Source organism: Acinetobacter cumulans (genome assembly GCF_003024525.3).
Lineage (GTDB): Bacteria > Pseudomonadota > Gammaproteobacteria > Pseudomonadales > Moraxellaceae > Acinetobacter > Acinetobacter cumulans.
This window is the reverse complement of the sequence record NZ_CP035934.2, coordinates 1,200,854-1,213,190: the sequence shown is the minus strand read 5'-3', so window position 1 is coordinate 1,213,190 and position 12,337 is coordinate 1,200,854. Positions and strand designations below refer to the sequence as shown.

At 38.7% G+C, this 12,337-nt stretch carries 12 protein-coding genes, 1 tRNA gene and 1 pseudogene; 10 read left to right on the top strand and 4 right to left on the bottom strand.

Going from position 1 to position 12,337, the window contains the following annotated elements; all coding sequences use genetic code 11:
- The first annotated feature begins 3 nt into the window (after nt 1–3).
- A complete protein-coding gene (locus C9E88_RS05700) occupies nt 4–936 on the top strand; it encodes an IS5-like element IS17 family transposase (protein ID WP_099475569.1) in 933 nt (310 codons plus the stop codon).
- A 7-nt stretch (nt 937–943) separates the two neighbouring features.
- Here C9E88_RS05700 and C9E88_RS05695 read toward each other — a convergent pair whose 3' ends face one another.
- Complete coding sequence (locus C9E88_RS05695; RefSeq protein WP_137287943.1) at nt 944–1,585, bottom strand: hypothetical protein; 642 nt, start codon at nt 1,583–1,585, stop codon at nt 944–946.
- Between the two features lie 295 nt (nt 1,586–1,880).
- Here C9E88_RS05695 and C9E88_RS05690 point away from each other — a divergent pair.
- Nucleotides 1,881–3,013 (top strand): IS3-like element ISAba14 family transposase gene (locus C9E88_RS05690; protein WP_223155595.1). Its coding sequence is split into 2 segments (ribosomal slippage): nt 1,881–2,133 and nt 2,133–3,013, totalling 1,134 coding nucleotides; the frame shifts between segments, so codons are not numbered across the junction.
- 212 nt (nt 3,014–3,225) lie between these two features.
- Here the strand turns inward: C9E88_RS05690 and C9E88_RS05685 are convergent.
- Entirely contained in the window at nt 3,226–4,458 is a 1,233-nt protein-coding gene (locus C9E88_RS05685; RefSeq protein WP_106985876.1) for a tyrosine-type recombinase/integrase, read from the bottom strand.
- A 163-nt stretch (nt 4,459–4,621) separates the two neighbouring features.
- Nucleotides 4,622–4,697, bottom strand: a tRNA-Arg gene (locus tag C9E88_RS05680).
- A 178-nt stretch (nt 4,698–4,875) separates the two neighbouring features.
- Here C9E88_RS05680 and C9E88_RS05675 point away from each other — a divergent pair.
- The 8 genes and pseudogenes from C9E88_RS05675 (at nt 4,876) to C9E88_RS05640 (ending at nt 11,924) form a co-directional block, all read left to right on the top strand.
- Entirely contained in the window at nt 4,876–5,811 is a 936-nt protein-coding gene (locus tag C9E88_RS05675) for an ABC transporter ATP-binding protein (protein WP_106985877.1), read from the top strand.
- On the top strand, nt 5,808–6,581 hold the full coding sequence (locus C9E88_RS05670; protein WP_106985878.1) for an ABC transporter permease: 774 nt from the start codon (nt 5,808–5,810) through the stop codon (nt 6,579–6,581). The genes C9E88_RS05675 and C9E88_RS05670 overlap by 4 nt, the downstream gene beginning before the upstream one ends.
- On the top strand, nt 6,581–7,393 hold the full coding sequence (gene queF / locus C9E88_RS05665; RefSeq protein WP_106985879.1) for an NADPH-dependent 7-cyano-7-deazaguanine reductase QueF: 813 nt from the start codon (nt 6,581–6,583) through the stop codon (nt 7,391–7,393). Before C9E88_RS05670 ends, queF begins: the two co-directional genes overlap by 1 nt.
- Nucleotides 7,394–7,419: 26 nt before the next feature.
- Complete coding sequence (locus tag C9E88_RS05660; protein WP_106985880.1) at nt 7,420–8,073, top strand: hypothetical protein; 654 nt, start codon at nt 7,420–7,422, stop codon at nt 8,071–8,073.
- A gap of 127 nt (nt 8,074–8,200) precedes the next feature.
- Nucleotides 8,201–9,349 (top strand): annotated as a pseudogene (rodA, locus tag C9E88_RS05655) (rod shape-determining protein RodA).
- A 21-nt stretch (nt 9,350–9,370) separates the two neighbouring features.
- Nucleotides 9,371–10,369 carry a lytic murein transglycosylase B gene (gene mltB / locus C9E88_RS05650; protein ID WP_106985881.1) on the top strand — a complete coding sequence of 333 codons (999 nt, stop codon included), beginning with the start codon at nt 9,371–9,373 and terminating at the stop codon, nt 10,367–10,369.
- A gap of 285 nt (nt 10,370–10,654) precedes the next feature.
- Nucleotides 10,655–11,269 carry a septal ring lytic transglycosylase RlpA family protein gene (locus C9E88_RS05645; protein WP_106985882.1) on the top strand — a complete coding sequence of 205 codons (615 nt, stop codon included), beginning with the start codon at nt 10,655–10,657 and terminating at the stop codon, nt 11,267–11,269.
- 199 nt (nt 11,270–11,468) lie between these two features.
- Nucleotides 11,469–11,924 (top strand): Mpo1 family 2-hydroxy fatty acid dioxygenase, encoded by a 456-nt coding sequence (locus C9E88_RS05640; protein ID WP_106985883.1) that lies wholly within the window; start codon nt 11,469–11,471, stop codon nt 11,922–11,924.
- Between the two features lie 99 nt (nt 11,925–12,023).
- On the opposite strand, the gene C9E88_RS05635 is transcribed toward C9E88_RS05640, so the two are convergent.
- Nucleotides 12,024–12,305: an AzlD domain-containing protein gene (locus C9E88_RS05635; protein WP_264766855.1), complete on the bottom strand. Its 282-nt coding sequence runs from the start codon at nt 12,303–12,305 to the stop codon at nt 12,024–12,026.
- Between the last annotated feature and the right edge of the window lie 32 nt (nt 12,306–12,337).

The following is a 12,337-nucleotide window of genomic DNA, read 5'->3' as shown; positions in this document are numbered from 1 at the left end:
CAAATGAAGAAGCCTACACACAAAATCTACCGCACAACCAATTGGCCCGCATATAACCGAGCACTCATGAGTCGCGGAAATATTGCCATTTGGTTTGATCCTGCTACGCAATGGTATGCTCCATCAAAAGGCAAACAAGGGCGAAATCAAACCTACTCCGACGCAGCTATCCAATGCTGCTTAATGATTAAATCTCTATTCCGTTTGTCTTTACGTATGGTCACTGGCTTTGTGCAAAGTCTGATTAAACTTTGCGGATTAAATTGGACCGCACCAGATTACAGTACGCTTTGTAGAAGACAAAAGCATATTGATATTGCAATCAGCTACCAAAAAAGTAGCGATGGGCTGCATCTACTCGTAGACTCTACAGGCATGAAGTTTCTAGGTGAGGGCGAATGGAAACGCAAGAAACATGGAGCTGAATATCGTCGCCAATGGCGTAAACTACATATTGGTATAGATGCCAAAACCCTACAAATACGCGCTATTCAGCTCACAACCAATAATGTCAGTGATTCACAGGTGCTTGGTGATTTACTTAATCAGATTCCACAAGATGAGCAGATTGACTCTGTTTATACCGATGGAGCTTATGACACCAAGCAATGCCGTCAGGTCATTGCAGATCGGCAAGCGCATGCGGTGATTCCACCTAGAAAAAATGCGAAACCATGGAAAGATACAAAGAGTAGCTCGCTAGAGCGAAATGAATTACTTCGAACAGTTAAACATTTAGGCAGGACATTATGGAAAAAATGGTCAGGCTATCATCGCCGCAGTTTGGTGGAAACCAAGATGCATTGCATCAAATTATTAGGCGATAAATTAATGGCAAGAAGCTTTCCTAGTCAGGTGAATGAGATCCATGCACGTGTAGCAGTCCTTAACAGATTTACGGAATTAGGTCGCCCACTTACCCAAGTTACGCCTTAAATTTGGATCAATTAGGGGCGCTTTGCATTTCAAATCTTTGTGCAACAAAGCCAATTCGAATTACAGTACTTAAAACATGTAATTTTTTTCCTATCTTAAACAGCTCGTCTAAATCACTTAGTATTAAACTTTTCGTCTCTGAGAATTTTTCAGCTGGTATGCCATATCGTCTTAAATTATCAATGTAATGTTCATACCATATTTTCAAGAAATCATTCTGCCAACTCCCTGCATAAAATTGTCTGAATTGTTCTTGCCTCAGGAAATGTTGCTGCTGTTTTAGATTTGTTGATTTAGCAGTCCTATGGACAAAACTATCAAAGATTCGACCAAATTCAGTTAGTCTTTTATTTTTTAGACCCATTTGTAGCTGATCAAAGTTAGGCATTACATAAAGTTGATCTAGCGCTTTTCCTATACCCAACAGAAGCTGCTGACTTCTATATCGGCCTACTTGATTCGTTTGCTCACCGCAATGTAAGTGCCGAAACTCCGTTTCGATCTGTTCACACCACTGCAAAATATTTACCAATAAATTGATTGTTTCTTTATATGCACAACCTGCCTTGGGTTCTTGAGAGAAGAACGTATCCTTCATAGATTTAGAATACATGTAACCTAATAATTTATTGTAATTTGAAAGCTTCATACTATAAATATAACCATTTCAACAATCTAAGTTGTTGATAATATAAATTATAAAAACACTTTAAAACAGGTTTATCACATATATTTTAAGTAAATTAAATCATTTTTCACACATAGCAAATAAGCAATAAATATATTTATTAATATACTAATAATTAAGCAATACAGAAATGTTAGGTATAAAAAACCACGCCATCAGGCGTGGTTTAGAGATGGATCCGTAAATTTGAACAACTCCTATAAGTGATATTCTGCTCCTCAAATGATGTTATAAACATCAATATATGGAGTATTTTATGGCACGTAGACCAAGAAGAAATCATTCAAATGATTTTAAAGCTAAGGTAGCACTTGCTGCGATTAAAGCAGAAAAAACACTTGCTGAATTGAGTGCTGAGTTTGATGTTCATCAAAACCAAATTATTGACTGGAAAAATCAATTGATCTCAGCTTCCTCGCAAGCTTTCGATCAATCAAAAGCTCCAACAGAACCACCCATCGATCTAAAAAAACTACATGCAAAAATCGGTGAGCAGGCATTAGAAATTGATTTTTTAGAAGGTGTGTTGAAGAAACTGGGCCGCTTCAACCACAAAAGTTAATCGACGACTCACTTCAGATTTCAGTATCTAAGCAAGCTAAGCTGCTGAAAGTCTCCCGTGGTTGTTATTACTATCGCCCAAAACCTGTGAGTGCATCAGATCTGAAGCTGATGCGATGTATTGATGAATTACATATGCAATATCCTTTTGCAGGCAGTCGTATGATGCGTGATTTGTTGAATCGTCAAGGACATCATATAGGACGACGTCATACACGTACTTTAATGAAGAAAATGGGTATTCAGGCGTTATATTGCAAACCAAATTTAAGCCAGGCTAATCAAGCTCACCGTAAATATCCATATCTGCTCAAAGGATTGGCTATTCAGCGCAGTAATCAAGTGTGGTCTACGGATATAACGTATATCCCTATGGCAAAAGGCTTTGTTTATTTATGTGCTGTGATTGATTGGCATAGCCGCAAGGTACTTGCGCATAGAGTATCGATTAGTATGGAGGTGGATTTTTGTATTTCGGCTTTAAATGAAGCGATTGAAAAATATGGTCGACCTGAAATATTTAATACAGACCAAGGCAGCCAGTTTACCAGTGATGCATTTATTGATGTATTGAAATCAAATGGCATTCAAATCAGTATGGATGGTAAAGGTCGATGGGTAGATAATGTGATGGTTGAACGATTATGGCGGAGCGTTAAATATGAAGAGGTGTATCTCAAAGCTTATAGCAGTGTCACAGATGCGAAAAAGCAATTAAGTGCATATTTTGAGTTTTATAATTTGAAACGACCTCATTCGAGTCTAGACAAAATGACACCAAATGAGTTTTACTATGATCAGCTACCCCAACAAAACAAGGTGGCTTAACTAGAGCGGAATATCACTTATAAATACGCTTTTAGTTGTTCAAACAAGTGGGACCACCTCTGTTTTTTTTACATATACTGAGTGACTTACTTCATCCATTCCTGCACCTTCCCCCCATACCACTCCATAATCATTACTCGTTCATCCCAATACTGTGCTCGGTTATAAGCAGCATGAATGTTGTTTTTGTCGCACAGGTGCAAGCTTACTAATCAATCCATAGTCTTATGCATCAACCGATCTAAATAGTCAGACCATGATTGCATCATCACCGTACGTTCTTCTAAATATTTTGTACGGTTGTATGCTCTTCCATGCATATCACGAACCTGATGAGCCAATTGCTGTTCAATCCGCTCAATTGGAAATTTTAGAACCTCATCCAAGAGTGTTCTCGCAGTCGCTCTAAAGCCATGACCTGTCGTCTCACCATTTTCAAAACCATATTGTTTCAATCGTTTGTTAATCGTCGATTCGCTAATCGTTTTGGACTGATCCCGCATCGATACAAAGCAATACTCCGTATAACCTGTTATTTGGTGTAATTCTTTAAACAAGGTGATAACCTGATCTGACAGAGGAACAATATGCTGTAATGCGGTCTGATTCTTCGTTTTAGGAGGAGTGTATTTCCAAACCCGATTTTCAAAATCAATGTCTGCCCACTTGGCTCCTCTCAATTCTCCTGGGCGTACAAAAACATGGGGTAAAATTTTTACAGCATAATCTATCGCAATGTCACCACGGCCAACACTATTATTAATATTACTCAATAACTGTCCTAGCTTCTGCTCATCTGTGATCGCAGATCTATGCTTGGTTTTACCAACTTTTAAGATCCCACTAATTTGGTCTGCCACATTAAATTGACATAACCCTAAAGCAATCGCATAACGAAAGACTTGGGATGCTTTGCTTCTCATGCGCTTTGCTGAATCTGTCTTACCCTGCCTTTCGTAAATACGACAAACTTCTAAAATTTGCGATGGTGTAATACTGTCTATTGGATAATCCCCAATTGCAGTATACAACTTACCCCAAACAAATTGATTCCTTCGCTGAGTACTAAGTTCTAACTCCTCTGTCTTTCTATATTCATCCGCGATTAAAGCGAAAGTATTTTTGCCTGATTTAGCTTCTTCTTCATTTTTCTTCACAACCGCTGGATCTATATTTTGGGCGAGTAATTCTCGACATTCAGTTCTTTTTGCTCTTGCATTTAGCAACGATACCTCTGGGTATGTCCCAAAAGAAATGCTATTACGTTTTTTAGTAATTGGGCGAGCATAGTCCCACCTCCAATAGGTGTTACCATTTTTATCAATGATAAAAAATAGTCCTTTACCATCGGCTAGTTTAATTTGAACCTTGGTTGATAACTTTTTATGCGAATTTACTGCTGAACGAATCTGTGTATCTGTCAGATTTACAATTATTTTTGGCATTTTTACGGTAAGCCTTTGCAATAATTTTGAAATTACCGCAAAAATTACCGCAAAAAACTTAAATAACCTAAAACATGCTCGGACAATATCGGATAACAGAAATACATAAGTTGTTTATTTTTAATGATTTTCGTATTTGATCGGATGAGGTAAAACAAAGAAATGGTGCGCTCAGCGGGACTCGAACCCACGCCACAGGCTTCGGAGACCTGTACTCTATCCAGTTGAGCTATGAGCGCGCGTGCACATCATATCAAAAAATTCTCTCAGGTAAAGCAACTATATATAAGTCTTGCATATTAGTGTCTACGCTTTGTACAAAGTTCTATATTTGCAACTCAGAATTCCATCCCATTTACTTGGTTTATTTGCCTAGATCGCTCACAATAACCACATTATTCACCAAGTGAGAACCACATGACTGATGCACTGACACTCAGGGAACTGTCAAAAACCTATAAAAATGGGTTTCAAGCTTTAAAAGGCATTAATTTGACGGTGCCCGAAGGTGAGTTTTATGCCCTACTTGGCCCAAACGGTGCAGGCAAATCAACCACGATTAGCATCATCAGTTCTTTGACCAAAAAAACTTCTGGAACAGTTGAGATTTTTGGCCATAACTTGGATACCCATCCTTCACATGCAAAACAACAGCTAGGTGTCGTTCCTCAAGAATTTAACTTTGGGCAGTTTGAAAAAACCTTCGACATTTTAGTCACTCAAGCTGGTTATTATGGCATTCCTAAAAAAATTGCAGAAAAACGTGCAGAAGAATATTTAGAAAAGCTTGGTCTCTGGGAAAAACGTAGCACTCAAGCACGTATGCTTTCTGGCGGTATGAAACGCCGCCTAATGATTGCCCGCGCCATGATGCATGAACCAAAACTGTTAATTCTTGATGAACCAACAGCAGGTGTCGATATTGAATTGCGCCGTTCAATGTGGGACTTCCTGACAGAAATAAATGAAAAAGGCACTTCCATCATTCTCACCACACATTATTTAGAAGAAGCTGAAGTACTGTGCCGTCGCATTGCAATTATTGACCGCGGTGTGATTAAAGAAGATACCAGCATGAAAGGCTTCTTAAGCCAGTTAAATGAAGAAACCTTTATTTTTGATTTAGCTGAGCCTATTCAGCCACTTCTGATCGATATTATTGGTGTGCGTTTTAATTTGGTCGACCCTATGACACTTGAAGTGACCATGGATAAATCTCACAATTTGAATGATTTATTCCAGCTGATGCAAGCACAGAATATTCAAGTTCGTAGTATGCGCAATAAATCAAACCGCTTAGAAGAACTCTTTGTAAAAATGGTTGAAAAAAATCTTGAGGGCGCAGCACAATGAATTTCTCCCAGCTCCAAGTCGCACTTTATACCCTCGTTTATAAAGAAATCCGCCGTTTCATACGGATTTGGCCACAAACACTACTTCCACCTGCAATTACCATGAGTCTGTATTTTGTGATTTTCGGCAATTTAGTCGGTTCACGTATCGGTACGATGGGTGGCTTTACCTATATGCAATTTATTGTGCCTGGCCTAATTATGATGGCAGTGATTACGAACAGCTACGCCAATGTATCATCCAGTTTTTTCAGTGCTAAATTTCAAAAAAGCATTGAAGAGCTGATTACGAGCCCAGTACCGTTGCATATGATTTTATGTGGCTATGTGATTGGTGGTGTTTGCCGTGGTGTATTGGTCGGTATTATTGTTACTGCAATGAGCCTATTTTTTACCGACTTATATATTACCAATTGGTTTGTAACTATATATACAGTATTAGTCACTTCCCTACTTTTCTCATTGGGCGGGTTTATCAATGCTGTCTACGCAAAATCATTTGATGACATATCCATTATCCCAACTTTTGTACTCACACCACTGACTTATTTAGGTGGCGTATTTTATGCAATTTCAGCATTAAGCCCTTTTTGGCAAAATCTTTCTTTAATTAACCCTGTGGTATACATGGTCAACGCTTTTCGTTATGGTATTTTGGGCCATAGCGATGTCAATGTTGCTATTTCATTGACTGTTATTACAGCCTGCTGTGCTGTGTTGTATACCGTAGCTTATCAACTCCTCTCCCGCGGTTCAGGAATGCGTGAATAATGACTGTAGAACAATCACTTTTAGGTAAAGACACCAATTACCCAACTGAATATCAGCCCGATATTCTATTCCCGATCGCTCGTGCACCTGCACGTGAGACTTATGCACATGTTGAAGGCATTCAACAAGGTAAAGACTGGTGGCATGTTTTTGAAATTTCATGGCTCAATGCAATGGGCATTCCACAAGTTGCAATTGGCCGACTCACTTTACCTGCATCATCAACCAATCTCATCGAATCTAAATCATTAAAGCTCTACTTTAATAGTATGAACTTTACCAAGTTCGACTCTAAAGATGCCTTTATTGCAACCGTAGAGAAAGATTTATCACAAGCCGCTCAAGCACCTGTGACGATTGATCTATTTGCTGCTAATGATTTAGCCATTGCACAACCTGAAGGTATTTGTATTGATACGCTTCAACCGGAGCGCTTAGAAGAACATCCTGATGCCTCTTTATTACAATTTGATGCAAGTGATGAGCACGTTGAAGTCCAACTTTATTCACATTTATTAAGAAGTAACTGTCCAGTCACTGGACAACCGGACTGGGGCACTGTATTTATACGTTATAAGGGTAAAAAGCCTTGTTACAAAAGTATCTTGGCCTATATTATCTCTTACCGTCAGCACAATGGTTTTCACGAGCAATGTGTAGAACAAATGTATGCTGATATATGGCAGAACCTGAAACCAGAACAACTGATGGTTTATGCCACTTATACACGTCGCGGTGGTTTAGACATTAATCCTTGCCGTGTATCGGACCCAACATGGATGCCTCGCCCAATTCGATTGGCGCGTCAATAAAATAAAGAACATTGAGGTTTAATAAGATGCCATTTTTTGGTTTTATTCCTTCAGAGGAACTTCTCAGCAGTATTCAAGAAGGTCATGCAAAGAAAAATTCAAGCGAAACACTTTATCCACTACGTGATAAAACTGCTCTGCTGATTAACGAAGAAATTATTGGAGCGACAATATTAGCTCCAGTACATCTATTCCCAGCCAGCGACAAACGTGATACCGCCGAGAAATTAGCGGGTTACGTAAAGTCCACAGTTGCAGTATTACTGAAACAACTTTTAAGCAAAGCTTCGAATGATGTAGTTAAACAATCGATTGAATTTTCTGAACGGAGCTTATTTAAAGATGCAGCTGGTGCACATCGTGTCGGCTTTAGCCTGGATACAAGCTTGGTAACCAACCTTAAAAATAGCTTTGCTGAAATCAAAAGTGGCGCAGATGTAAATAAAGCTGCACTTGCAGAATTGTATAAACAATTTGCAGAAGCAGCCGTACGTCATTTTATGAATGATTTTAATAAAACTTTAGATTTGGGCATGATCAAACGCAAAGCAGCGGATATCGGCTCATCTGCTGTGATTAAAGCCATCCATATTGCAATTGATAAAATCTTCCCAAATTTGACCAAAGATGAACTTATAGCACTTGCTGAAGCACATGACGATATGTTCAATATGAACTAAATATTGTCTTTCACAAAAAACCTAGCCTAGCTAGGTTTTTTTGTATGAATAACCATACTATCACGGATGAAGAACAGATCACGTGATAGCATCGCGCCCAACTTCATGTGGGCGGATGATAACGATTATGCCTTTACAATCAGATATTCAGCTAAAATTTTTACGCCATTCTCCACGCGATGGGCTCAGCATCAAAAATGAGCATCGATTTTTCACACGTATTCATCTAGATCCGTGGCTATGCCTTTTTATACTGCTGACTGCTTGTCTCGGCTTAATGACCTTATATAGTGCTTCAGGTCAAAATACGTCTATGGTTTTAAAACAAGCCATGAGTTTCGGCATTGGATTTGCCGTCATGTTTTTTCTAGCACAAATCCCACCTAAAATTTACCAAGCATTATCACCATTTTTTTATGTTTTTGGTTTGTTGTGCCTATTTGCAGTATTTGCATTTGGTGAAGTCCGCCTTGGCGCTAAGCGTTGGATTGGTATCCCTGGATTCGGCAGTGTGCAACCCAGTGAGTTTATGAAAATTGCTATGCCAATGGCTGCCGCATAGATTTTATCCAGAGCATCCATCCCACCTGCTATGAGTAAAATTTTTAAAGCATTATTGCTGACTTTCGTTCCATTTTTACTGATTGCGAAACAACCTGACCTCGGAACCTCCGCATTGGTCTTAGCAAGCGGGATTTTTATTTTATTTTTAAGTGGCTTGTCGTGGAAATTAATTGGTAGTGCAACGGCGCTCATTTCTATTATTGTCCCTATGCTTTGGGAATTTTTACTACATGACTACCAAAAAACTAGAGTCCTGACGTTATTTAATCCTGAAGCAGATGCTCTAGGTGCAGGCTGGAACATTATTCAATCCCAAATAGCCATTGGATCTGGTGGATTCTTTGGAAAAGGTTACTTAAATGGCACGCAGTCTCACCTTCATTTTTTACCTGAAGGGCATACAGATTTTATTATTGCTGCTTTTTCTGAAGAATTTGGACTGATGGGCATCATTATTTTATTTTCACTTTATTTGTCCATTATTTTACGAACACTGCAAATTAGCATGCAATCCTTTCATCATTATGGAAAATTGCTCGCAGGTGGCTTAGGTTTGTCCTTTTTTGTATACATTTTTGTAAATGCAGGAATGGTTAGCGGTATATTACCTGTAACGGGTATTCCTCTGCCGTTTATGAGTTATGGCGGAACTGCAATCATTACTTTGATGGCATCTTTTGGCATCGTCATGTCGATTTACACCCACAAATAATATTCGTGGAATTGAGTTTTTATGCATACACACTTTTATAACAAACTGAAAAGCATTTTATTAATTACTGGCGCGTTATCGCTGACCAGCTTTTGCCAAGCCAACGACTTTCAATCCAACCCTGCTTACCCCAGCTTTAAACAAAAAACCATGCAAACCTATGGTTTAACAGCCGAACAGGTTGATTGGGCGATGAATGGTGCGAAAAATATACCCAACATTATTAGTATTATGAACAGACCTGGTGAAAGCAAACCATGGTATGACTATAAAACCAACTTTTTAGCCAACAGCACGATTCAGCGTGGTGTCCGCTTTAAACAACAATATTCCGACACACTCAATCGTGCTGAACAGCAATTTGGTGTACCGCAATCGGTTATTTTAGGCATTTTAGGTGTAGAAACAGGTTTTGGCTCAAATAAGGGTTCATTCGTGACCCGTGATGCGCTCGCAACCCTAGGTTTTGGCTATGAACGTCGTGCTACTTATTTCCAAGATGAGCTAGCAGCTTTAATCGCTTGGTCATACCGCGATGGGATTCCAACCAACTCGGTAGTTGGCTCATACGCTGGCGCAGTGGGTTACCCACAGTTTATGCCGAGCAATGTAGCCAAACTCGGTGTCGACTACGACGGCAATGGTCATGTTGACCTTAGAAATTCCGCTGTAGATGCCATCGGCTCGATTGCAAATTATTTAGCACAACATGGCTGGCAACGTGACCAACCGATTGCATTTGCAGCCCGTTATGCTGGCAATAATCCAGATAGCGTTATTTCTAAAGATTTAACACAGCCCGTACCCTACGGTGTGTTAAAGGCTCAAGGCATTAGCCCATTGAATCCTATCGTAAAAATAGATGACTTAGATCTTGTGAATGTCATTCAATTGCAAGACAGTTATGGGCCAATTTATTACATTACCTACCCCAATTTTCAAGTCATTACCACCTATAACAAAAGTCGTATGTATGCCACTGCTTTATGGCTCCTAGGTAACGAAATTACAAGCCAATAAGGCTTGTAATTTAAAACTGACAAAAAATGTCAACATTTTTTTAGACAATTTGATCACATTTCGCACTTTTTACATATATTGTTACAATATTGATTATTTTTTATACAGCAAATGTTATTTTTTCGTACAATTTTAAATTATTTTAATTAAACACTAGACAGCGGAATCGGAGGATGAATATTATCCATTTCGTTAAATGTAGTTGCAAAAGTGAAATATCAGACATGTTGGTATGAATATCAATCACTTGAATGATTCATGCTAAATGTCCTTGGGAGATAAACAATGCAGTCGTCGATTATTAAATATATCTTAGCGGTCGCTACCACAGTTGCCCTGAGTCAATCGCAAGCTGAGATGGTTCAATCATCATCATTCAATAATGATAATGATCATTCACGTCTAGCCGCTCGTGCCCTCAACAAAGAAGCACAGAGCTTTAATTCAAATTTTAAAAACCTAAGCAGCCTTTCAATCACTGAGCGTTCTGGCGATAAAATTCGTCGCGAAACAATCGCTGCTAAAATTGAGATTCCTGAAGACGAGCCTTCAGTGATTGAAAAACTGAACGATGTTGCATCAAACACCGTACGTCGCTTTAGCCAAACAGGTACAGCGTCATGGTATGGTCGTCAATTCCACGGTCGTAAAACTGCCAGTGGTGATACATTCGATATGAATGCATTGACAGCAGCACATCGTAGCTTGCCACTCAACTGCTTTATTCGTGTAACGAATAAAAACAATGGCAAAAGTATTGTTGTAAAAGTAACAGATCGCGGTCCATTCCACGGCAACCGAATCTTAGACTTGTCTTATGGTGCTGCAAAACAACTCGGCATTACCAACAGTGGTACAGCAAGAGTCAATATTGAACGTGTAGATGGTCCATCTTCATAAGGCTCCCTATGAATTTGCATACATTTAACAAAAAAACCGCTTATGCGGTTTTTTTTATATCTTGTGTTTATAAATGGGCTTCACGTATATCAGCTCCGCCCTATCTTGATCCAACATTTTTTAGCTTCGTTTTGACCAACACATCAAACTGAATTATATTTTTAGCTATACCCGATTAAACTACGCGAAGGACATCGCAATGAAAACTATTCAGGAATGGTTTGATGAATATAGCGAAAGCCACCAAGATCCCACTAATAAATTAATGCATTGGGTCTGCGTGCCAACCATCTACTTTTCCATCATCGGCATCTTGGCTAATTTTAGTGTGTTGTTGGCGGCATTAGTGTTTATTTTAGCCCTCATTTTTTATGCGCGTTTAGATGTCGTATTAGCCATTGCAATGGCTGCCCTCACCTTGGTCATGGCATGGCTTATTTTTCTCTTACCGAAGGGCTTTGGTTTATATATTTCGCTGTTTGTTTTGGCATGGATTGGCCAATTTTATGGACATAAAGTTGAAGGGAAAAAACCTTCTTTCTTTAAAGATCTTCAATTTCTCCTGATTGGCCCTATTTGGTGCCTAGATACATACCTTGGTAAAGTTAGCGCAAAATGGAAAACACGCCATAAAACGCAAATGAAGAGCATTTAGCACATATATTTTTTTATTATGCTGAAAATTACTTTTTAAAATGTATTTTTCAGCTTTTTTAGTCTATTTCAATATGCAATTCGAAGGGTTTAAGCAAAGTTAAAATAAATACAGCAATCCATAAAAAAACAATAAACTTGCCACAATACTGAGGAGCATTTTTTGGGTGATTGCTGTTATTAAAATGCAAAAAATAGCACCATAAATATATTCATTATGCCCCATGCCTTTCCATGTAGCATGATCAAAAAACACGATAGGTGTTGCAATTGAAATCATTAAACAGGGGGCAGCATATTTCAGCATACACATCATAAATTTAGGCACAACAACACCTGTTTTCGGCTCCAAAAAAAGATAACGATTAAAAAATGTCACCATTACAAGACTGATTAATAATACCCAACTCATGT

Bases quoted from the DNA above. Each gene is read 5' to 3' on its own strand.
- C9E88_RS05645 (WP_106985882.1), top strand. From the start codon at position 10,655: ATGCAGTCGTCGATTATTAAATATATCTTAGCGGTCGCTACCACAGTT.
- C9E88_RS05635 (WP_264766855.1), bottom strand. From the start codon at position 12,305: ATGGTGACATTTTTTAATCGTTATCTTTTTTTGGAGCCGAAAACAGGT.
- C9E88_RS05640 (WP_106985883.1), top strand. From the start codon at position 11,469: ATGAAAACTATTCAGGAATGGTTTGATGAATATAGCGAAAGCCACCAA.
- C9E88_RS05695 (WP_137287943.1), bottom strand. From the start codon at position 1,585: ATGAAGCTTTCAAATTACAATAAATTATTAGGTTACATGTATTCTAAA.
- C9E88_RS05670 (WP_106985878.1), top strand. From the start codon at position 5,808: ATGAATTTCTCCCAGCTCCAAGTCGCACTTTATACCCTCGTTTATAAA.
- C9E88_RS05685 (WP_106985876.1), bottom strand. From the start codon at position 4,458: ATGCCAAAAATAATTGTAAATCTGACAGATACACAGATTCGTTCAGCA.
- queF (WP_106985879.1), top strand. From the start codon at position 6,581: ATGACTGTAGAACAATCACTTTTAGGTAAAGACACCAATTACCCAACT.
- C9E88_RS05700 (WP_099475569.1), top strand. From the start codon at position 4: ATGAAGAAGCCTACACACAAAATCTACCGCACAACCAATTGGCCCGCA.
- C9E88_RS05675 (WP_106985877.1), top strand. From the start codon at position 4,876: ATGACTGATGCACTGACACTCAGGGAACTGTCAAAAACCTATAAAAAT.
- mltB (WP_106985881.1), top strand. From the start codon at position 9,371: ATGCATACACACTTTTATAACAAACTGAAAAGCATTTTATTAATTACT.
- C9E88_RS05660 (WP_106985880.1), top strand. From the start codon at position 7,420: ATGCCATTTTTTGGTTTTATTCCTTCAGAGGAACTTCTCAGCAGTATT.